The sequence below is a fragment of the Capnocytophaga canimorsus genome (assembly GCF_002302565.1).
Taxonomy (GTDB): Bacteria; Bacteroidota; Bacteroidia; order Flavobacteriales; family Flavobacteriaceae; genus Capnocytophaga; species Capnocytophaga canimorsus.
In genome coordinates this window covers 934,401-956,516 of record NZ_CP022382.1, presented here as the reverse complement: position 1 = coordinate 956,516, position 22,116 = coordinate 934,401, and the positions used below count along the sequence as shown (strand labels likewise).

Genomic DNA, 22,116 nt, shown 5'->3' with positions numbered 1-22,116 from the left:
GGGTCAAACTTACGGATATTTTTCTGTTTGTGAAATTTTGAATCTTGCGTTTTTCTATTCAAAGCCCAAAAATAAAATTAAAAAGATAAAAAATCTAATTTTAAATCACAATTTTGATGATGAATTTTACCAAATATATGAGCATCTTCGATAAATCCCCTTTTTTGTTAATTATGATAGGGCTTTTTTGGGGAACATCGTTAGCATTTTCACAAAACAACACGCCCTTTAAAGTAGTTTTAGATGCTGGACACGGCGGAAAAGACCCCGGAAAAGCCGTAGGGAAGATTTATGAAAAAGATATCGTTTTGAGTGTTGTTTTGGAAGTAGGTAGGATTTTAAGCTCACAAAAAGATATCAAAGTTATTTACACCCGCGATAAAGATATTGCAGTAGATTTGTACGAACGTGGTGCTATTGCCAACAGAGCCAAAGCTGATGTTTTTATCTCTGTACATTGTAATTCACATAAAACTCAAGCTCACGGTGCAGAAACTTTTGTGTTAGGTTTACACCAAAGTGAACAAAATTTCGAAGTGGCAAAAACAGAAAACGAAGTAATTTATTTGGAAGATGATTATCAAGCACGTTATGCCGATTACAATATCAACTCACCAGAAACGTTCATTGGACTTTCTATTGTTCAGGAGGAGTTTTTAGAACAAAGCATTCAACTGGCAAAAACCATTCAGAATAATTTCACCCACAAAATGAAGCGTCTCAATCGTGGGGTTAAACAGGCTGGTTTTATTGTACTTCACCAAACCTATATGCCTAGTGTGCTTATCGAAACTGGGTTTGTAACCAACACTCAAGAAAGAACTTTTCTTACCTCAAAAAAAGGACAACAGGAGTTTGCCCAAAATATAGCCGATGCCATTATTTCCTACAAAAAATGGATAGAGGGTAAAAGTACGCGTGATGTGTACCTTCCGATAACTTCTAATGAGTTGAATACTAATTTGGTGTATAAGGTGCAAATATCTACCAGCCATAAAAAAATAGAGACAAAGCCTTATAATTTTAATAAATTGTCGCCTATTTCGGTGGAAAAAAACGGTAAAATTTATCGGTATGCTTACGGAAATGTTCATCGTTTTGCTGAGGCTCAAAAGTTGTTGGCACAAGCTAGGAAAGCAGGATATAAAGATGCGTTTATTGTAGCATATTATCACGACAAAAAAATATCGGTTGCCGAAGCCAAACGAAAAGAAAATAGATAAACCTTATTCAAATTAAATTATTTATAATTACCTTTGTAGGCTAATTTTAGAAGAAAACTTAACTAAAAACATTTGTAGATGAAATTATCTAAGGAAATTAAAACAGCTATTATAGTTATTGGAGGAATTGCTTGTTTCTTCATTGGGTTTAATTTTTTGAAATCGAGGTCACTTTTTAGGCAAAACAATATATATCACGTTATTTATGAGCATTCTGGTGGGCTCAAAACGGGTACTCCAGTTACGGTCAACGGCGTACAAATTGGTACGGTAGAGTCCGTTGGGCTTGATGAGCAGACGGCTAAAATTAAGGTGTCTATTGCTTGTACAAAAGATTTTTTGTTTTCAAAAAATAGTAAGGCTGAACTTCACAGTAGCCTTTTGGGTGGAACAGGGTTGCAGATTGTTCCTGTTTTTGATGGTGCTCCAAAAGCCGAATCAGGCGATGAACTTAAGCCTTCAATTCAAATGGATCTTCTTCAATCGTTAAGCAGTAAGTTAGAGCCTACACAGTTGAAAGTTAATCATTTACTATCGAAGTCGGACACTACCTTAGCTGCAGTGAATGCTTTCTTAAACGAAAAAACTATTGAACATATGAAAGGAGCCGTGGCTAATATGAATGCCGTTATGGCTAATTTGAATCGTTCCTCTGCCGAGCTTAATCATATTTTACTCAATAACAAACAAAATCTACAAGAAATTTTGAGTAACGCTCATAAAATGACTCAGCATTTGGCACAGTTTACCGATTCACTTGCCAAATCTGATCTGAATAAAACTTTGGCTCAAACCCAGCAAATGATAGCCAATCTCAATACAATGGTTGCTCAAATTCAGCAAGGAAAAGGTAATGTTGGTAAGTTAGTCAATGATGAACAATTGTATAAAAATCTGGAAAAAGCAACTAAAGAATTGGAATTATTGTTGCAAGATTTTCGCTTAAACCCGAAACGATATGTGCATTTTTCCGTTTTTGGCAAAAAAGCCAAACCTTACGAAGCCACTGCTCAAGAAGCCGAAAAAGCCATTGAAGAATAACTCAAAATTCAATAAACTGACCTATGTATTATCTTCCCAATATTATTTTTTTGATATTGCTCGTTACAGGTATCGGATTTTTTTTAAGAAACGTCCGAAAATTGGTTCGTAATATTCGATTGGGAAAAGCTACCGATGTTTCAGCAAATCGCTCAAAGCGTTGGAAAAATATGTTACGGATAGCTCTTGGGCAGCAAAAAATGATGGTTCGCCCCGTGGCAGGAATATTACACATTTTGGTTTACGTAGGTTTTATTATCATCAATCTTGAAATGCTTGAAATTGTAATCGATGGTGTTTTGGGTACACATCGTATTTTCAGCGGATTAGGTGGTTTTTATGATGTGTTGATTGCTTCTTTTGAAGTATTGGCTTTGTTAGTTATTATCTCGGTCTTTGTTTTTTGGATAAGGCGTAATCTTCTTAAAATTAGCCGATTTCAAAAAAAAGAACTACAAGGTAATCCCACTAAAGATGCTAATATCATCTTGTATGCTGAAACGGTGCTGATGCTTCTGTTTTTAGTAATGAATGCTTCTGACTTTCGGTTGCAACAATTGGGAGAGTATCCTCAGGGCGGATATTTCATTATAAGCCAATGGATTTCACCATTGCTTAATGAATTGTCTGTTTCAACCCTCATATTTATAGAGCGAACTTCTTGGTGGTTGCATATTATTGGGGTTTTGTGCTTTTTAAACTATTTGTACTATTCGAAACATTTGCATATTGTTTTGGCTTTCCCAAATACATTTTATGCTTCGCTGGATCCGAAAGGGAAATTGCCTAATTTAGATTCGGTTACCCAAGAGGTAAAACTGATGTTAGACCCCAATGCCAATCCGTATGCCGCAACAACTTCCGATGCTCCTGCAAAATTTGGAGCTTCAGATGTGTCGGATTTAAATTGGGTGCAACTTCTTGGTGCTTATACGTGTACCGAATGTGGGCGTTGTACCGATGAATGTCCTGCCAATAAAACCGGAAAAAAACTCTCTCCTCGAGCAATAATGATGAAAACCCGTGACCGATTGGAAGAAGTCGGTAGAAATATGGATGCGCATCAAGGCGTTTTTCATCCCGATGGCAAACAACTTTTAAACGATTACATCACTTCAGAGGAATTGTGGGCGTGTACCTTTTGTAACGCCTGCGTTGAGGCTTGTCCTATAAGTATCAATCCGCTTTCTATTATTATGGAGATGCGTCAGTATTTGGTAATGGAGCAATCGTCTGCGCCTAACGAGCTAAATGTAATGATGAATAATATTGAAAATAATGGAGCACCTTGGCAATATAGCCAAATGGACAGACTCAATTGGGTGAATGAAACTTAAAATATATAGTAATTCAAAATCTGTTAAAAGTCAGTGTTATGAATGAAACATTGAATGTACCTACAATGGCGGAAATGATGGCACAGGGTAAAACCCCTGAGGTGCTTTTTTGGGTAGGATGTGCCGGAAGTTTTGATGACAGGGCTAAAAAAGTAATTCGTGCTTTTGCTTCTTTACTCATTAAAGCTAAGGTTCATTTTGCGGTTTTAGGCACAGAAGAAAGTTGTACAGGTGACCCTGCAAAGCGTTCAGGCAATGAATTTCTTTTTCAAATGCAGGCAATGACCAATATTGAGGTGCTTAATGCCTACGGCGTAAAAAAAATAGTGACTACTTGTCCGCATTGTTTTAATACGTTAAAAAACGAATATCCGTCGTTGGGCGGAAATTATCAAGTGCTACATCACACCCAATTTTTGCAATCGTTACTGCAAGAAGGGCGATTACGCGTTTCGGGAGGAGAGTTTAAAGGTAAAAAAATTACTTTTCACGACCCCTGCTACTTAGGACGAGCCAATGACCAATACGAAGCACCTCGAGAGTTGCTAAAAGAACTTGAAGCTGAGGTAGTGGAGATGAAAAGTTGCAAATCCAGAGGACTTTGTTGTGGAGCAGGTGGTGCTCAAATGTTTAAAGAACCCGAAAAAGGAAATCAAGACATTAACGTACTGCGCACCCAGCAAGCCATAGATACTCAAGCTAAAATTATTGCGGTAGGTTGTCCTTTTTGCAATACAATGCTTACCGACGGAGTAAAAAACAAAGAACAAGAAAAGCAAATCAAAGTTTTGGATTTAGCAGAATTACTTAATAATTCCATCATTTAAAATAAAAAGAATCAATATGTTTGTTGCATTTAATGAATTACCCGAAACGGCTCGGGTTTGGATATACCAAAGCAATCGAAGTTTTACTTCCGAAGAAATCATTGAAATAGAAAATCAGTTAAAAACATTTTTGGCGCATTGGTCAGCCCACGGTAGTGGATTGGAAAGCTCTTTCGAGCTACGTTACAATCGGTTTATTATTATCGCTGTAAATCAGGAAGTACATCAAGCCTCAGGGTGCGCTATTGATGAGCAAGTTCGGTTTATACAACAATTGGAAAAACAATACCAAGTGGATTTGCTCGACAAAATGAACGTTAGCTACAAGCAAGGCGAATACATTGCCTATAAAAACCTTTCAGACTTTAAAAAAATGGCGAAAGAACGTGCTGTTTCGGCAAACACTATCGTTTTCAATAATTTGGTAACCAACAAATATGAATACGAACATTTCTGGGAAGTACCAATGTCAGAAAGCTGGCACAGCAGATTCATTTAAAAACTATTAAAACGGTTTACCTATGAAAAGAATATATCTTACGTTTAGTTTACTTATAGCAAGTTTGTGGGGATATGCCCAGCAAACTCATCCGTTGTTGGACAAAGATGCAGTCGCTCAGCAAAAATGGGTAGATAGCATATACAACAAAATGACGTTGGACGAAAAGATAGGACAATTATTTATGGTATCTGTCTTTTCAAGTCAAATAGGTACGAAAAATACCGAAAATATTAAAGAACTTATCAAAAAGTATCATATCGGAGGAATTATTTTTTCTAAAGGTGGACCACAACGACAAGCCCAATTAACCAATCAGTATCAGGCAATTTCCAAAGTTCCGCTTTTTATTGCTATGGATGCCGAATGGGGACTTGCTATGCGCCTAGACTCCACTTTCGCTTATCCTTGGAATATGACTATGGGAGCGGTAAAAAACAATCAGCTCATTGAAAAAGCAGGGTATCGAATTGGTAAACATTGCAATAGTTTGGGGGTACATATCAATTTTGCTCCTGATGTAGATATCAATACCAACCCTGCCAACCCTATCATCGGGAATCGTTCCTTTGGTGAAGATAAAGAAAACGTAGCTACAAAAGGAATAGCTTTTACTCGAGGAATGCAAGCTGCTGGAGTTTTGGCGAATGCCAAACATTTTCCCGGTCACGGTGATACTTCGAAAGATTCACATAAAACCCTACCCACCATTGATTTTACCTCACAACGGATAGATAGTATAGAGCTTTATCCCTTTAAAAAATTAACACAAGAGGGCGTGGCTAGTTTTATGGTTGGGCATTTGAACGTACCCGCATTAGAGTCGGAAAACGGTAAACCTTCCTCGCTTTCACATCATATTGTAACCGACATTCTTAAAACACGTTTGGGATTTGAGGGGCTAATTTTTACCGATGCTTTAGGAATGAAAGGAGTTGCCGATTATTTACCCGTAGGGGAGGTAGATGTGGCTGCTTTTTTAGCGGGGAATGATGTACTACTTATGCCTGAAGATGTAGCCAAAGGAGTTCAAGCTGTAAAAAAAGCTTATGAAAACCAGCAAATTAGTGAGGAACGTTTGGCGCATTCAGTCCGTAAAATTCTGATGGCAAAATACAAAGTAGGGCTACAAAAAACGCCAATTCTTGAATTGAGCCAAGTAAACAAAGGGCTACATACCTTAGCCGATGATTTACTTATTGAAGAACTTTTTGAAAATGCCTTAACGGTAGCCAAAAATGATGGGCAATTACTACCTTTAAAAAATTTGCAAGAGCAAAAAATTGCATACGTCAAATTTGGTAATGACAAAGGAACTTTCTTTGAGAAAACCTTAAAGCGTTACGCCCAAATAAACACTGTAAAAGCCGAATCGGTATCGCAGTTGGAGAAGGATTTGAAGCCGTTTGATGTGGTGATTATCGGGTTGCATAAATCCGATAAAACCCCTTGGGATGCTTATCAATTTACGGCAGAAGAACTCGTTTGGTTACAAGAGGTAGCTAAAGAAAAACGCTTGATTTTAAGTGTGTTTACTCGTCCTTATGCGTTACTTGATGTTCAGGATATTTCCAATATTGAAAGTATTGTGGTAGCGTATCAAAACCACCGAATTGCTCAGGAAAAAGCGGCACAACTCATCTTCGGAGCTATTGATGCTCGTGGGGTGCTTCCAGTTTCTGCACATCCGCTTTTGCCTGTTAATACTGGCATTTCAATTTCAAAAATCGGACGTTTAGCCTACGGGTTGCCTGAAAGTGTAGGGCTTGATTCAAAAAGATTATTAAAAATTGATAGCCTTGCCCATTACACCATTGAAAAAAAAATGGCTCCTGGAATGCAAATTTTGGTAGCAAAACAAGGTAAAGTTGTATATCGAAAAAATTTTGGCACGTTAGATTATAATGAAAATCATCCAGTTACTGAAAATACCATTTACGATTTAGCTTCTCTAACTAAAATTTTAGCTACTTTGCCAGAAATGATGAAAATGTTTTCGCAAAACGATTACAACATCAACTCTACTTTTTCTGATTTGTTGCCTGAATTAAAAAACACGAACAAAGCTAATATAAAGATAATCAATGCTTTTTCTCACAACGGATTGCTACAATCTTGGATTCCGTTTTATTTAAAAACCGTTACCCCTCAAAAAAAGCCCTTAACTGCTTACTATAACACACAAAAAACGGATGATTTTTCGGTACCTGTTGCCAAAAATTTGTATATGCGTAATGATTACAAAGATACTATCTATCAGCGCATTGTCGATAGTGATTTGCTAACTAAAAAAAGATATTTATACAGCGATTTGCCTTATTATCTATTTAAAAAATATCTCGAACAAAAATCGAAAACATCACTTTCGGTTTTGGTGCAGAAAGATTTTTACCAGATGTTAGGAGCTTATCGACTGACATATTTTCCTTTACAGCATTTTCCTTTGGAGCAAATCGCTCCTTCTGAGGTAGATAACTATTTCAGAAATCAAATGGTACGCGGTTACGTTCACGACCAAGGAGCGGCTATGCAAGGAGGAGTTGGTGGACACGCAGGACTTTTTGGGAATGCCGATGATGTGGCTAAAATGATGCAAATGTATTTGCAGCAGGGATACTACGGAGGACATTGGTTTTTACAGCCTCAAGTGGTAAGTCTGTTCAATACGTGTATGTTTTGTGAGGAAAACAATCGCAGAGGATTAGGCTTTGACAAACCCCAACTGAGCGAAGAAGGACCCACTTGTGGTTGCGTATCAATGTCCAGTTTTGGGCATTCTGGGTTTACAGGTACTTTCACTTGGGCTGACCCCGAGCACGAAATTGTTTATGTTTTTCTCTCGAATCGTACCTATCCTTCTGCCGAAAATAATTTGCTGATAAAAGAAAGTATCCGAAGTAAAATACAACAAGTCATCTATGATGCCATTATCACACAGTAAAAGTTATCAAGAACCAAGTAAAGGTACAAAGGATAAAAACTAAAAAAGGGAAATGTTTAAAAACGTTTCCCTTTTTACGTTATATCTCACTACATATTTTTTCTAAAGGAAGTCGTGATTTGGGTGTTTTGCTCGGATGATTTATATCCTCAGGGTGGTGCTTTCCTAAGGCTACTGCCAATACCACCTTGTATTGATGTCTGCCTACCTGCTGAGTATAAAATTCGGTATCAATACCTTCCATAGCTGTGGAGTCAATACCCATATCAGCACAAGCTGAAAGTACCACTCCTAAAGCGATGTATATCTGATTGCTCAACCACTTTTTAGTAAAATCTTCTCCTAAATTTTTTCGTAAGGATTTAAAATAATCAAGCATATGTGATTTCCGTTCAAATAACTGATTTTCAAAAGTATCTAGATGGTCAATAACTTGCATTACTAGCAGATGACTACAATCAGCTACTTTTTCGGTATTGTGAAATGAATGTTTCGAGAGTAATTGTTTGGTTGGGGCATCGGAAATAAAAGTAAAATGCCAAGGTTGCGAATTTATGGAAGACGGAGTCAGTGCCAATATTTCCTTTAATTGGTTTATAATTTCGTTGGGTATTTGGTAGTTAGCGTCGTATTTTTTGGCAGTATAACGCTTCTGCATTTTTTCTAAGAAACTCATCGTTTATTTTTAAATTATTGATATTCTTTTCCTGTAAAAATTTTATAAAAATCGTTGGTGTGGTACTGTTTATATCTATGCACAAAATTACGTAAAAAAGGATTAACCACCACGTCATAATAGGTGCTTCCATCAGGATAAATACGAAATCTTATCTTTAAAGCATCATTTACTTCTTCTAAATTATCCAAATTAAAAAAAGAGATTAGCGGAATGATTTCTTCATTGGTTACTGCATCGCTCAAACCAAAACCGTAAATCCACAGTCCCATTCTGAATTCCGTAAGCTCGGTGATGAGCTTTATTCGTCCGTTTAAAATCAATTTTTCTTGTTTGTATTCCAATTTTATTATAATGTGTTGTTTTATACAAGATTATGGGTTGTTATTCCTCAGTATTTTATTTCCGATTTCACATTCTAAACATCGATTTTTGATGCAATAGCTATTGTATTGTTGTAATATAACTTGCGTATCAAAAGCAGAAGTAACTTTCGCTCCAATTTTTTCAAAAGCTGTTATGATATGATTTTTTTCCTTAGGAAGTTCTTTAATACGATTTTTAAGCTGTTCCGATATATCATATCCTTGATTTTGACTATAATAATATTGCAGAGGAAGCAGTGTGTTTATCCAAATGAGTCTGATGAGTTCTTGAGATATTTTTTTAGTACTTTTTCCAGATTCTTTACCAAAAGTATAATGGTTATTCCAATATTCAGAAGCAATTACTGCCAAAAGAGTTTTGAATTCGTCAAATGTTTTTGTATGAATAAAACGAGAAAATAAACCTTCATTTTTTTCATACAATTGCCCAAGTTGTGAAAGCCTGAGCGTAGGAAATCCTTGTGGACGAAGTTTGGAAAAGCGTACCCCAACAACAGAATCATTGAGTGCGTATTTCAATTTCAGATATGCATATTCCTTTTTAATTTCTAAAAAGTAGGTATCGTGTACATCGTCAGAAAGCATTTGTAACTGTCCGAAAAAGAGTGTTTCCAGATGGAGTGGGTAATGTTTTTCTTTTCGGATTATCGAAAAATCAAGAGTTTTGCCCATTTGTAAAAAGGCCTCGCCATTAACTATACCTCCAAAATTTTTCAAAAGCAATAAAAAAAGTAGTTTTTCCCAATCCGAATTACAGCTTTTATGAAGTATTTCAATACGTTGAGTTTTTTCTTTTAATCGTTGTAAGAATAAGTTTGTATTCCAATCTTCTGAAATAGAGTCATTTATCTGTTTGAAATCATTTTCACAGTTGATAAATTTTTTTGGAAAAGAAAGTAAAGCCTCACAATGCCTGATTAAGGATTCATCTACTTGATTTTTAAGTTCTAATACAGGTATTTTTTGTTCGTGGCTACTGAAAATCTCCACATCGTGTTGCCAGACTACGTGCAGAATAATGTTAGAAAAGGCAGGATTATTTTCGTGCTTATGTACATACCAATGCGATGATTGGGTGTGAATTTCAACATTTCCTATCCAAATTTGTTCTCCGATACGAATTTTCGCCGATAGAAAATCGGGACCTGAATTGGGATTATATTGCCCAAAATCAAAAATATATAACGACTCTCCCGAAGCTGTGGTAAGCCCCGAAAAAGCTATTTTCTTTTGCTTCCAAAGATAATGCAATACTTCTTCTCGCATTTAAGCCAAATCCTTTACAATAAGCTCGATAAGCTCGCTGTCATTTTTGTAATGTACAAATCCTCCATTTTTAAAATATGAAATTTTTCCCGTTTCCTCAGAAACTACCAGAGCTGTAGCATCGGTTTTTTCAGTAATTGAAGTGGCAGCCCGATGTCTTAGTCCGTATTTTTTAGGAATTGCATTTTGGCTAACCACAGGCAGCACTACCCGTGTGGCTACAATTCGATTTTGTTTTATGACGATAGCTCCATCGTGTAGAGGGCTATTTTTGTAAAAAATACTCTCCAATATGGGTTCATTTACATCAATATCCATTTTATCACCTGTGGTTCTAACAAAGTCAAGAGATATGTTGCGCTCTAAAACAATTAAAGCCCCCGTGTGGGTTGCTGCTAATTTCTGACAAGCAGATACCAATACCTCTACACGTAAATTATTATTTTTTTTGTTTAGATTCATAAAATACAACGATTTTGAAAACCGATGTGAACCTATGGTGAGTAGAAAACGACGAATTTCTTCTTGAAAAACCACAATCAGAGCAAAAACGCCTACTCCAATAAACTGCCCCAAAATATTGCTAAGTAGCTCCATTTCCAGAGCTTCAGTAATCTTCCAAATCAAATAAATGATAACAATCCCCCAAAATATATTGATGGCAACCGTACCCCGACTGAGCTTATATACGTAATAGAGCAGTAAAGCAACCAGCAGAATATCAATAAAATCGGCAAGTGTAAAATTTAAAATTTCTATCAATTCCAAAAACGAATATTTTTAAGGTTGAACATATATTTTTGTTAAAAACAATCCTTTTAGTTGAGTTTGGTATAAAAGTACAGCAAAATCTTGAAAATTCATAGCACCATCTACCCAAACGGCATCGGTGCGAGTTTCAAAACTGCCTTCGGAGTTGGCTATCGCCGAAAGTTGAGGGATTTTTTCAGTATCAATTCCTTTCCAATCGAATCGCTGTTTGGTAAACTCTAAAAAACGTAATTGCTTGTTTTCCATATCAGCAACTGAAAAAAAGTTACGTGAGTTAGGATTGTTATGCATTCCTGGTTTTTCCTTTTTTTCTTGCATTTTGATGATTTTTTCAGCAGCTTGACGCATTGTCAATCGTCGGTCTATATGAAAAACCCAATGTGTTGATGTAATCAAGCTATTCGCGTTAAGTTCCGCTTCTTGATTTTCTTCATTGAAAAAGACATAAATTACCGAATAGTCTACCATTTCCGATTGTAAAACTCCTGAAACTTGTGGTAATTGTATCTCACGCTGAGTACATTGTGTAAAAAACAAAGACAATAATAAAATGAGGATTTGCTTCATAATTTTTCCATTTTTTCAAAAATTTGTACACATTCTTTGGCTTGTTGCACATCGTGTACGCGTAAAATGTGTGCCCCTTTTGTTAAGGCGAGTGTATTTACTATGGTGGTGGCATTGAGAGCATTCTCAGCAGTGGTTTGTAGTAAACGATACAGCATTGATTTTCGTGAAACTCCTACTAAAATGGGAACGTCTAAAATTCTAAAAAGGGATAACTTACGCAAGATTTCATAATTTTGCTCCAACGTTTTTGAAAAACCAAAACCAGGGTCTATAATTAAATCATTAATCCCATATTGTTGAGCTTTGGCTTTAATTTGTGAAAAGTAGAAAATCATTTCCTTTACAATATCTTGATAATGAGTGTGTTCTTGCATATTTTTTGGGGTTCCTTTCATATGCATTGCAATATAAGGCACTTGAAAATCAGCAATAATCTGCCACATTTTCTCATCAAGATGTCCCGCAGAAATATCATTTATCATACAAGCTCCCTCTAAAAGAGACTGACGTGCTACTTCACTTCGGAAAGTATCCACCGAAATACGAACCTTCGGAAAAGTTTTTACCAATGTTTTTACCACAGGAACTACTCGCCTTAATTCTTCTTCCTGAGAAACTTCAGTAGCACCAGGGCGTGAACTATATCCTCCAATATCTAATAAATCAGCTCCTTGTTCAAGCATTTTTTCGGCTTTTTTAAGGAGATCTTTGGAAGAAGCTCTGCTATTTTCATAGAAAGAATCAGGGGTGATATTGATAATTCCCATAATTTTCGCAGAAGTTAAATCCAAGAGTTCGCCGTGGCAGTTTATAGTCATTTCATTAAGATTAAAAGATTAAAAGATTATCCAAACCAGCCTTCTCTATCCAAACTTCGATATTGAATTGCCTCTCCGATGTGATGTTGCTTTACGTTTTCGGATTTTTCCAAATCAGCAATGGTTCGGGCTACTTTTAAAATTCGGTCGTAAGCACGTGCAGAAAGGTTGAGCCGTTGCATTGCATTTTTGAGAAGTTCTAACGAAGCCTCGTCCAATTTGCAATATTTTCGGATTTGTTTGGTGTTCATTTGTGCGTTGTAATGAATATTAGGATATTCACTAAATCGCTGTGTCTGAACGTTTCGTGCTTCAATCACTCGCTGACGGATAACTTTGCTACTTTCAGCTTTTTGCTCACACGAAAGTTTTTCGAAAGGTACGGGATTTACCTCAATATGGATATCAATTCGGTCTAACAAAGGTCCTGAAATTTTACTCAGATACCGTTGCATTTCGGCAGGTGTTGAGGTAACAGGAGCATCGGGGTCGTTAAAATAGCCACTCGGACTCGGATTCATACTCGCCACCAACATAAATGAAGCAGGGTATGTAACCGAAAATTTAGCTCTTGAAATGGTTACTTCTCTGTCTTCCAAGGGCTGACGCATCACTTCTAATACAGAACGCTTAAATTCAGGAAGTTCGTCAAGAAAAAGAACGCCATTATGAGCCAACGAAATTTCACCTGGCTGCGGATAAGCACCTCCTCCTACCAAAGCGACATCTGAAATGGTATGATGCGGACTGCGAAATGGGCGATGACTCATCAATCCACTCTCTTTAATTCGCCCCACTACACTATGTATCTTGGTGGTTTCCAACGCTTCGTGTAAGGTCATTGGTGGAAGAATACTGGGTAATCGTTTGGCTAACATTGTTTTACCTGAACCAGGAGGACCAATCAAAATGATATTATGCCCCCCCGCCGCCGCAATTTCCATACATCGTTTGATGGATTCTTGTCCTTTAACATCAGCAAAATCAAATTCAGGAAAATCCAAGTTTTTGAAAAATTCTTTTCGTGTGTCGATTTCTGTTTTTTCGAGATTTTTTTCTCCGTTGAAGAAATCAATCACATCTTTGATATTTTCAACACCATAAACGTCCAAATTATCAACTATGGCAGCTTCTTTGGCATTTTGAGCAGGTAGAATGAAGCCTTTGAAACCCTCTTTACGTGCTTGTATGGCAATAGGCAAAGCTCCTTTTATAGGTTGAAGACTTCCGTCCAAAGAAAGCTCACCCATAATGATATATCTCTCTAAATCATCAGCTTGTACTTGTCCGTTAGCGGCTAAAATCCCGATAGCAAAACTCAAATCGTACGCTGAGCCTTCCTTACGCATATCGGCAGGAGCCATATTGATAGTAATTTTTTTTCCAGGAATTTTATAGCCATTGTTTTGTAATGCCGCTCCAATACGATAGCTACTTTCTTTAATGGCACTATCAGGTAGCCCTACCAAATGATATCCAACGCCTTTATCAATGTTGACTTCAATGGTGATGGTGGTGGCTTCCACTCCAAAAACAGCACTTCCGTATATTTTTACAAGCATAAGCAAAAAGGTTTCTCACAAAATTAGAAATTTTATTGATAATAACAATTCATCTTTAAAATTATTGTTTAAAAAATCCGAATTTGATATATTTGACTATCTTTGTGTAAGAATTGTTTTAAATATATGATTATGAATAAACTATGCTTTTTGTTGTTGTTAATTGCACAAACACTACTTTCGCAATCTATCATCAAGGAAAATGTAAGTTGGAGTTTAATGGAAGAAGATGGCGTACTTTTTAAATATGAAAATACCATTTTTAGGGTGTTAGTAACCGATTATCTAACAGAAGAATTGGATAGCTTGAAAAAGAAATATGCCTTAGAAAACGAGTTAGAAATTAAAAATGATTCTGATTTGAAACTTCCACATTTTTACGTTCATTATAGCGATAAATTGGCAGATGATCTCTATGATAATTTCTTTTATTATTACGTAGGGATACGAGGAAAAATAGCCGAGATTGCTTTTGCTAGTATAGATAGATTTGATAAAACCACTGTAAATACGGCTTTTTTTGATTATCTTACAGCTGGACAATTCGACACTCTTCCTATTGAACAAGATGGGAAAATCAACTTTGTAGGTAGAGCTGTTCCTAAAAATGAAAATTGGGAATGGATACAAATTGACCGATTGGCAGATAAAACAACTGGTGAACAGATGAATTGGTCGGTACATAGTAGCTTGGAAAAAGCCAAAGAAGCTAATGCAATGCAACTACAAAAAGCAAGCATAGGCTTTCAAAATCCACCCGAAGGAAATCAATTGAAACTAGTTACTGATGTTGAGCAAGAAATGCTTTTTGAGGATATGCCTACAAAGGTTCGTAAGTTAGTATATGTTGTAACTTCTGAAAACAATGATAATCAGAAATATATCACTTATGTTATTGCCCAGAAGGTGCGAGGTAAAAATATCGCTTGTGTGATGAGTTTTTATCTCTGGGGAGAGTACTCAGAAGATAGGATTCCTCCAATGTTAAGTAATTTTTTGAAAGTAAAGTAAAATCAGTTTCTAATTTTAAAGTCTATTATTTTATTGTATGAAGTAATAAGGTTGCCTTTTGGGCAACCTTGCGATACACTTTATATTTTTGTTTTTTATATACTAGGCAAATAAACTTTACCTTATAGGTCGGTTTAGTACCAAATCCAGATACAAATTAACTTTGTTTTTGAGCTCTTTACGATTTACTATAAAATCAAGAAATCCGTGTTCTAAAACGAATTCAGCGGTTTGGAAGCCTTCTGGTAGGTCTTGACCGGTAGTGTCTTTTACTACACGCGGTCCTGCAAACCCAATCAAGGCACCAGGTTCGGCGATGTTAATATCACCAAGCATAGCATAAGAAGCTGTTGTTCCTCCAGTAGTTGGGTCGGTACATAAGGATATGTAAGGGAGTTTTGCTTCATCAAGTTGAGCTAACTTTACTGAAGTTTTTGCCATTTGCATTAGTGAAAGTGCTGCCTCCATCATACGAGCTCCTCCTGATTTTGAAATCATTAAAAATGGAAGTCGGTTTTTGATAGCATAATCAATAGCTCTTGATATTTTTTCGCCTACCACACTTCCCATTGAGCCACCGATGAAAGCAAAATCCATACAAGCAATTACTAATTCTTCGCCCTTTGATTTGCCTACTGCAGTTCTTACGGCATCTTTCAAGCCTGTTTTCTTTTTGGCTTCCTTCAATCGGTCGGCGTACGATTTGGTGTCCACAAAACTCAAAGGGTCTTTTGAAACCAAATTTGCATCAAGCTCGGTAAATTCATTATTATCAAATAATATCTGAAAATATTCATTACTTCCTATTCGTACGTGATAACCATCTTCTGGACTTACAAAATAATTGGTGGTAAGCTCGTCATTATCAACAATTTTACCGCTGGGTGATTTATACCATAACCCTTTAGGAATATCCTTTTTCTCTTCTGTAGAAGTTTGTATTCCTTTCGCTGTTCTTTTAAACCAAGCCATAGTTTTGCTATTTTTGAAACAACAAAAATAAAAAAATATTACATAAACACAACTTTTTAAAGCGTATTTATGTAATATTCTTTAAGATTTATTTCACAAAGTATTCACATTATTAAGGTCTTCAAAGGCTTTTTTCAAACGTGCTACGAATGTTTTTTCACCTTCTCTAAGCCAAACACGAGGGTCGTAATATTTTTTATTAGGCACATCGGCTCCTTCTGGATTTCCGATTTGTGATTGCAAATAATCCGTTTTAGCAGCCATATAGTCCCGAACTCCTTCGGTGAATGCGTATTGTAAATCAGTATCAATATTCATTTTAATAACTCCGTAAGAGATAGCTTCTCGAATTTCCTCAACACTAGAACCGGAACCTCCGTGGAAAACAAAATCAACGGTATTGTGAGCTACGTTGTACTTTTGAGAGATATACTCTTGTGAGTTTTTCAAGATTTTTGGAGTAAGTTTTACATTTCCTGGTTTATATACTCCGTGTACATTACCAAATGCGGCAGCAATCGTAAATTGAGGGCTCACTTTTAGAAGTTCTTCGTAAGCGAAGGCTACCTCTTCGGGTTGTGTGTATAGTTTTGATTCGTGTACGTCTGAATTATCAACTCCGTCTTCCTCACCTCCAGTAATTCCGAGCTCAATTTCCAAAGTCATACCCATTTTACTCATTCGCTCAAGGTATTTCTTACAGATTTCAATGTTTTCTTGTAAAGGCTCTTCTGAAAGGTCAATCATATGTGAGCTAAACAAAGGCTTTCCAGTTTCTTTGAAATGTTTTTCTGAAGCATCTAGCAAACCGTCAATCCAAGGGAGTAATTTTTTAGCACAGTGGTCGGTATGTAAAATTACGCTAACTCCATAAGCTTCAGCTAATTCGTGAACGTGTTTTGCTCCTGCAACAGCTCCTGCAATGGCTGCTCTTTGGTTTTCGTTAGAGAGTCCTTTTCCTGCCATAAATTGTGCACCTCCATTAGAAAACTGAATAATAACAGGAGCATTAACTGCTGCTGCCGTTTCCATAACTGCGTTGATGGTATCGGAGTTAACTACATTAACTGCCGGTAAAGCAAATCCTTTTTCTTTGGCATATCGGAAAACTTCTTGTACATCTTTTCCTAAAACTACACCAGATTTAATGTTATGTTTCATCTTATATAATATTGAATTTATAATTATCTTTTCAGATGATAAGGCAAACAAAATCATAGGTTGCCTAACAGTGAACAAAGATACAAAAATTTAATCTTATTTTGTGAATAACCCATCTTAAAATTATTTCAGTGGAGTCAAAGTTTGAAAATTAGTAAGCAATAGTTCTTTTACTTTTGTTTATGGCTTTATATCCCTAAAATAGAGCGATATTTCGTGATGAGTCAATTTTTTTGAGTTGGCATATAAGTGTTTGTTATTTGTGTTTTAAGATTTGGTTTTCTTTTTTTAGGAATCAAATTGTAGTGTGTTTATTGTTAGAGTTTTACATTGCTTAGGACATTCGGTGAAAAGAGGAGTATTTTTAGAAGATATAATCAAAATAGAAATTACATTTGCAAAAAATAATGCTATGCCCGATTTACAATTACTAAAATACTTGCAGAATTTTATTACAGAGGCTCGTAAAGTTCGCTTTGAAGAAATTTTGAACCAACGAACTAACCATTTTACAGTTGCGGTGGAAGATGTATTTCAGATGCATAACACCAGTGCTGTAGTACGCAGTTGTGAGGTTTTCGGAGTGCAACAAGCACACTTAATTGAACGCAGGTATGGAAAGCGATTGGATGAAAAAATAGCTATGGGTGCCCAAAAATGGGTGGATACTTTCCGATACGAAGATACCCAAAGCTGTATTGATACGCTTCGAGCGAAAGGCTATCAAATCGTAGCTACTACTCCGCATCAAGATGCTTATTTGCTTGATGATTTTGATATTGTCCCTAAGAGTGCTTTCTTTTTCGGAACCGAACGAGAGGGGTTATCCGATACGGTTTTACAACAAGCCGATACATTTTTAAAAATCCCGATGGTGGGTTTCACCGAAAGTCTTAACATCTCAGTATCAGCGGCTATCATTTTGCAACAACTCACACAAAGATTGCGTAAATCTGAGGTCGTTTGGCAACTTTCCCAGCAAGAGGCTAACACTTTGCGCTTAGAGTGGACTAAACAATCCGTTAGGAGTATCAATGATGTACTCAAGTGTTATGAGCAAATGAAAAAATAGCGTTAGTCTTGATTTACTTTTTCAGATTCACTTTTGAGTTCTTCGGTATGGGGGTCGTACTTTCCTTTTAGGTCGTCTTCTAAGGTTTTTTCCCATAATTTAGCTTTCATTAGGTAGGCAGCTCTACCAATCAGATGCGCACTTACTGGAGCGGTAAGCATAATGAATAGCACAATGGCAATAACCCGAAGAGATACTGAATTTTCATTAAAAAAAACAGCTAAAGCAATTAGAATTAACCCAACACCTAAGGTGGCTGCCTTGGTGGTTACGGAAATACGCAAGAAAGTATCGGGCATACGATAAATACCCACAGCGGCTAATAAAACAAATAACGCGCCAATCAGGGAAAGCCCTGCAGTGATATAATCGGTGTAATTAGTCATTTTTACTCTTTTTTACTAAATAATAAGAAAATGCAACGGTACTTAAAAATGCGATCAATGCAAAAATGGTAGCAATATCCAAGAATAGTGCGTGATTACTGATGATACTATAAATACTGATGATGGCAGTACCTACCGAAAACAATAGGTCAACAGCCACTACTCGGTCTGCCAAATGCGGTCCTTTCATAAATCGAACCACGATGAGCAGTGCCGAAAAGGCAAGTATCGGCATAATGATATAGGTTAAGAAATATTGTAAATCCATAATTATCTAGAAATTTCTAAAATTCGTTTTTCAAATCCGTGTTTGATGTCGTGTATAAATTTTTCTCTATCCGAAACATACATTCCGTGTACGTAAAGGGTTTTTCGGTCTGTTGAAACATCAATACTAAATGTACCTGGGGTTAGAGAAATGAAATTGGCAAGCATAGCTATTTCAAAATCAGTAGTCACATCTAATGGTAGGGCAATAATACCAGGCTTCATATTGTATTTTGGGGTCATTACCTCGTAAGCCACTTGTAGGTTAGCTTTTACTAATTCTTTAAAAAAGAAAAGAATAAGGTTGATGATTTTGGGCAGAATCACGAAATATTTTTGTTGTTCGTGAGTTGAATTACGACTAACTAACCACAAAATGCCAAAGGAGAGCAAAAAGGCAAATATAAAGTTGGCAAGGGACAGGTCGCCAGTGATGAAAACCCAAACGAGGGTTAATAGCATATTGAGTAAAAATTGTGCTTTCATAGTCTATTTTAGTTTTAAAACAGTGTTGATGTATTCAGTGTTTGACATCAGTTCGTAGGCGATTTTTTGCGAAAGACGTTGTATGTTTTCAGCACCGAATCCGATATAAAGAGATATTATGGTTAGGAAAATGATAGGTACCACAATTTCCATCTTTTTTTCAAAAATCAAATCATTGAAGTAAGTATAATTTTTCAAGTTGGGCAACTCCAAAGCATCTTTCCAAAATACCCGAGCCCAAAGTTTAGCAACTACCACAAGCGTGATGAACGAAGCAAATATAATAGCAGCAATCATAACAATTCCCTGATAACCTTCCAATCCGAAAGAGGCGTTAATTAAGGATATTTTAGGCCAAAAACCAGAGAATGGCGGAATTCCGACCACCGAGAATAATGAAATAATAATCAGTAAGGATAATTTAGGGTATTGTTTGTAAATATTTCCTAAGTTACGCATACTGTGTGTACCTGATATTTTGTAAATTAAACCTGCAATTAAAAACAGATTTGTTTTTACCGTGATATCGTGGATTAAATAGTAAATCACCCCAGAGAGCGCTTTTTCACCTCCGATACCAATCCCTAAAAGCATAAAACCGATATGACAAATAATCAGATAGGCAAAAACCTTTACAATGTTATTTTGCACCAAAGCTCCCATACCTCCAATGAGTAAGGTAAGCACAGAAAGCCCCATAATCACTTCACTGACAAATGTTTCGCCTATGAAAATAAGTGTAAATACCCGAATGAGTGCATATACGCCTACTTTGGTTAATAACCCTCCGAAAATTGCGGAGACAGCATCGGGTGGGGTATGATAGGAGGCAGGTAGCCAAAAATAAAACGGAAAAATAGCTGCCTTAGTTCCGAAACCGATTAAAAATAGCAAAGCCGTAATTTGTACTAATCCTCGATTTTCAACGGCAGCCATTTTGGCGTGTAAATCTGCCATATTCAGCGTTCCGGTGATACCGTAGAGCACAGCCAAAGCGGTTAAAAAGAATACAGATGCTAATATATTTAGTGTGAAATATTTAACTGCGCCTTCAAGCTGTGCTTTTTCTCCTCCTAAGGTAAGCAATACAAAAGAGCTGATAATGATAATTTCAAACCAAACATAAAGGTTAAAGATATCACCTGTGAGAAAAGCACCATTCAGCCCCAGTAGTAAAAAGTGGAAAATAGGTAAAAAACCGAACCGCAATCGGGCGAAAATAATAGTAGCTGTTGAGTATGCCGACACGGCTAATCCAGCAATGGCAGTAAGGAGTACTAAGGTGGCCGATAGTGTATCGGCAACAAAAGTAATTCCGAAAGGAGCCTCCCATTTTCCTGACTGAACGGACTGAAATCCTTGATTATAAACCGTCCAAAACAACCAAATAGCGATGCCTAAAATCACAAAACTGGCCGCTACGCTAACCACTTTCTGTAGCTTCACATTGCGCCATAAAAACATTAAAATAATGCTGGTGGCAAACTGAGCCAATATGGGGTATAAAACAATATTTTCCATCTACTTATGCAAATTCATCTGTTGAGTTCATTTCATCTAAATCATCGGTTTTCACCACCTTATAAGCTCGGCGTATGAGTATAATAGCAAAAGACTGAAGCCCGAAGCTAATTACAATGGCAGTTAAAATGAGCGCCTGAGGCACAGGGTCAGCAAAAATGCCTTCCAAAATTTTGGCATCGGAGGGGATAATGGGTGGAGCGCCTTTTACGATTCGCCCAAGTAAAAAAATGAGCAAATTGGCGCCGTTACCTATCATAATTAGCCCGATGATGAGTTTTACCAAGCTACGACGCATCATCAGGTAAACCCCTGCGGCGTAAAAAAGCCCGATGATGATGGCTAAAATAAATTCCATACTAATTCTTACTATTTTAGTTTTTTAATTTTGAATTCGTTTCCAAGGTGTTTCTCCAAAAATCCTGATTGTCTGGTGAAAAAACATAATTTGCATCTTTTGTGCTGATTTTAATCCCGTTAGGAATAAAGCCTAAAAGGTAATTGTAATGAATGTGTTCTATTTCTTCTAATCGGATGCTTATCTCTGATGATTTGTTGCTTTTAAAAACCATACGCTTGTCGGTTAAAAACAGTTTCCCGCTTAGCGAACGATACCATTTTTCACTGTACTGAGCAAATCCTTCCTGTAAAATAACTTCACCCTCAGCCGATTTAAAAATTACTTTTTCAGAATTTTTTCTTCTGAAATGGAAAAAAATGACGTAAGCAAAACTTATGAAAAAAGCTCGCTTGGTTGCCCTATTCCAAAGAGGGGGATTTTGCTCATCAAAATCGTACTCAAATACCCAAAAAAGGCAAGTGGTTACCACAAACATCAATAAGGTGATGAGTGCCAATTCACCGTAATTGGTCGGGACGATTTGTTTTGAAAAGGAGCTATTTTGTGTCACGCTGATTCGGTTATGGTGAAAATAATGGTTAAGGTTACACCCAATACTACTAAATACACCCCGATATCAAAAAATAGAGGCGTACCTACGGCACCTAAAGCAGGAATGGGTTGTTCAAGCCAAAGGGCAGTCATAAAAGGTAGATTTTCCAATAGGGCGGGTAATAGTCCGCTTGCCAAAGCCAATAGCAATCCGAAAGGCATTAAAAAACCAGGGTGGATGCGCAACAGGCGCTTGGTATTATCTAATCCGTTAGCAATTGAATACAATACAAAAGCAATGGAAGCCACCAGCCCGCCAACAAATCCGCCACCAGGCAGGTAATGTCCACGAAGCAGAATAAATATTGAAAACAATAGCAATAAAGGTAACAGATACTGAGATGCTGTTTTTAATATAATGGTTTTCATTT

The 22,116-nt window shown here is 36.7% G+C and carries 24 protein-coding genes; 8 read left to right on the top strand and 16 right to left on the bottom strand.

The window, feature by feature from the left end:
* Positions 1–173: 173 nt before the first annotated feature.
* The 6 genes from CGC47_RS04165 to CGC47_RS04140 all read left to right on the top strand — a co-directional run bounded on the left by CGC47_RS04165 (position 174) and on the right by CGC47_RS04140 (position 7,868).
* Entirely contained in the window at positions 174–1,223 is a 1,050-nt protein-coding gene (locus tag CGC47_RS04165) for an N-acetylmuramoyl-L-alanine amidase (RefSeq protein ID WP_370444596.1), read from the top strand.
* A gap of 78 nt (positions 1,224–1,301) precedes the next feature.
* Entirely contained in the window at positions 1,302–2,264 is a 963-nt protein-coding gene (locus tag CGC47_RS04160; RefSeq protein ID WP_042001611.1) for an MlaD family protein, read from the top strand.
* Positions 2,265–2,287: 23 nt separating this feature from the next.
* Complete coding sequence (locus CGC47_RS04155) at positions 2,288–3,601, top strand: (Fe-S)-binding protein (RefSeq protein WP_095900029.1); 1,314 nt, start codon at positions 2,288–2,290, stop codon at positions 3,599–3,601.
* 38 nt (positions 3,602–3,639) lie between these two features.
* Positions 3,640–4,428, top strand: a complete 789-nt coding sequence (locus CGC47_RS04150) for a (Fe-S)-binding protein (protein WP_013997774.1) — start codon at positions 3,640–3,642, stop codon at positions 4,426–4,428.
* A gap of 16 nt (positions 4,429–4,444) precedes the next feature.
* Positions 4,445–4,927, top strand: a complete 483-nt coding sequence (locus tag CGC47_RS04145; protein WP_013997773.1) for a hypothetical protein — start codon at positions 4,445–4,447, stop codon at positions 4,925–4,927.
* A 22-nt stretch (positions 4,928–4,949) separates the two neighbouring features.
* A complete protein-coding gene (locus CGC47_RS04140) occupies positions 4,950–7,868 on the top strand; it encodes a glycoside hydrolase family 3 N-terminal domain-containing protein (RefSeq protein ID WP_095900028.1) in 2,919 nt (972 codons plus the stop codon).
* A gap of 79 nt (positions 7,869–7,947) precedes the next feature.
* On the opposite strand, the gene CGC47_RS04135 is transcribed toward CGC47_RS04140, so the two are convergent.
* The 7 genes from CGC47_RS04135 to CGC47_RS04105 are packed head-to-tail and all read right to left on the bottom strand — an operon-like array spanning position 7,948 to position 13,917.
* On the bottom strand, positions 7,948–8,544 hold the full coding sequence (locus CGC47_RS04135) for a nitroreductase family protein (RefSeq protein WP_042001614.1): 597 nt from the start codon (positions 8,542–8,544) through the stop codon (positions 7,948–7,950).
* 14 nt (positions 8,545–8,558) lie between these two features.
* The gene (locus CGC47_RS04130; protein WP_095900027.1) at positions 8,559–8,888 is read right to left on the bottom strand and encodes a hypothetical protein; all 330 of its coding nucleotides are present in this window, start codon (positions 8,886–8,888) and stop codon (positions 8,559–8,561) included.
* Positions 8,889–8,918: 30 nt separating this feature from the next.
* Complete coding sequence (locus CGC47_RS04125) at positions 8,919–10,196, bottom strand: DUF2851 family protein (RefSeq protein WP_042001616.1); 1,278 nt, start codon at positions 10,194–10,196, stop codon at positions 8,919–8,921.
* Complete coding sequence (gene cdaA / locus CGC47_RS04120; RefSeq protein WP_042001619.1) at positions 10,197–10,964, bottom strand: diadenylate cyclase CdaA; 768 nt, start codon at positions 10,962–10,964, stop codon at positions 10,197–10,199. It lies immediately after the preceding gene.
* A 12-nt stretch (positions 10,965–10,976) separates the two neighbouring features.
* Positions 10,977–11,534 carry a hypothetical protein gene (locus tag CGC47_RS04115; protein WP_052456176.1) on the bottom strand — a complete coding sequence of 186 codons (558 nt, stop codon included), beginning with the start codon at positions 11,532–11,534 and terminating at the stop codon, positions 10,977–10,979.
* Entirely contained in the window at positions 11,531–12,355 is an 825-nt protein-coding gene (folP, locus tag CGC47_RS04110) for a dihydropteroate synthase (protein ID WP_042001621.1), read from the bottom strand. The genes CGC47_RS04115 and folP overlap by 4 nt, the downstream gene beginning before the upstream one ends.
* Positions 12,356–12,381: 26 nt before the next feature.
* Positions 12,382–13,917: a YifB family Mg chelatase-like AAA ATPase gene (locus tag CGC47_RS04105; protein ID WP_042001623.1), complete on the bottom strand. Its 1,536-nt coding sequence runs from the start codon at positions 13,915–13,917 to the stop codon at positions 12,382–12,384.
* A gap of 132 nt (positions 13,918–14,049) precedes the next feature.
* Here CGC47_RS04105 and CGC47_RS04100 point away from each other — a divergent pair, with 132 nt between their 5' ends.
* A complete protein-coding gene (locus CGC47_RS04100; RefSeq protein ID WP_232779691.1) occupies positions 14,050–14,928 on the top strand; it encodes a hypothetical protein in 879 nt (292 codons plus the stop codon).
* A 117-nt stretch (positions 14,929–15,045) separates the two neighbouring features.
* On the opposite strand, the gene accD is transcribed toward CGC47_RS04100, so the two are convergent.
* A complete protein-coding gene (gene accD / locus CGC47_RS04095) occupies positions 15,046–15,900 on the bottom strand; it encodes an acetyl-CoA carboxylase, carboxyltransferase subunit beta (RefSeq protein ID WP_013997763.1) in 855 nt (284 codons plus the stop codon).
* A 93-nt stretch (positions 15,901–15,993) separates the two neighbouring features.
* Entirely contained in the window at positions 15,994–17,061 is a 1,068-nt protein-coding gene (fbaA, locus tag CGC47_RS04090) for a class II fructose-bisphosphate aldolase (protein WP_042001695.1), read from the bottom strand.
* Positions 17,062–17,473: 412 nt separating this feature from the next.
* Here fbaA and CGC47_RS04085 point away from each other — a divergent pair, with 412 nt between their 5' ends.
* Positions 17,474–18,133: a TrmH family RNA methyltransferase gene (locus CGC47_RS04085; protein ID WP_042001698.1), complete on the top strand. Its 660-nt coding sequence runs from the start codon at positions 17,474–17,476 to the stop codon at positions 18,131–18,133.
* A gap of 2 nt (positions 18,134–18,135) precedes the next feature.
* On the opposite strand, the gene mnhG is transcribed toward CGC47_RS04085, so the two are convergent.
* Genes mnhG through CGC47_RS04050 form a run of 7 tightly spaced genes read right to left on the bottom strand, consistent with a single transcriptional unit; the run spans position 18,136 to position 22,114 of the window.
* Positions 18,136–18,519 (bottom strand): monovalent cation/H(+) antiporter subunit G, encoded by a 384-nt coding sequence (mnhG, locus tag CGC47_RS04080; RefSeq protein WP_042001629.1) that lies wholly within the window; start codon positions 18,517–18,519, stop codon positions 18,136–18,138.
* A complete protein-coding gene (locus tag CGC47_RS04075; RefSeq protein ID WP_013997759.1) occupies positions 18,512–18,787 on the bottom strand; it encodes a monovalent cation/H+ antiporter complex subunit F in 276 nt (91 codons plus the stop codon). The genes mnhG and CGC47_RS04075 overlap by 8 nt, the downstream gene beginning before the upstream one ends.
* Positions 18,788–18,789: 2 nt before the next feature.
* Complete coding sequence (locus tag CGC47_RS04070; RefSeq protein WP_013997758.1) at positions 18,790–19,272, bottom strand: Na+/H+ antiporter subunit E; 483 nt, start codon at positions 19,270–19,272, stop codon at positions 18,790–18,792.
* A 3-nt stretch (positions 19,273–19,275) separates the two neighbouring features.
* The gene (locus CGC47_RS04065; protein ID WP_044729824.1) at positions 19,276–20,793 is read right to left on the bottom strand and encodes a proton-conducting transporter transmembrane domain-containing protein; all 1,518 of its coding nucleotides are present in this window, start codon (positions 20,791–20,793) and stop codon (positions 19,276–19,278) included.
* Between the two features lie 4 nt (positions 20,794–20,797).
* The gene (locus tag CGC47_RS04060) at positions 20,798–21,151 is read right to left on the bottom strand and encodes a Na+/H+ antiporter subunit C (RefSeq protein WP_013997756.1); all 354 of its coding nucleotides are present in this window, start codon (positions 21,149–21,151) and stop codon (positions 20,798–20,800) included.
* A 16-nt stretch (positions 21,152–21,167) separates the two neighbouring features.
* Positions 21,168–21,704, bottom strand: a complete 537-nt coding sequence (locus tag CGC47_RS04055) for a GRAM domain-containing protein (protein ID WP_095900025.1) — start codon at positions 21,702–21,704, stop codon at positions 21,168–21,170.
* A complete protein-coding gene (locus CGC47_RS04050) occupies positions 21,701–22,114 on the bottom strand; it encodes a Na+/H+ antiporter subunit B (protein ID WP_013997754.1) in 414 nt (137 codons plus the stop codon). The genes CGC47_RS04055 and CGC47_RS04050 overlap by 4 nt, the downstream gene beginning before the upstream one ends.
* Between the last annotated feature and the right edge of the window lie 2 nt (positions 22,115–22,116).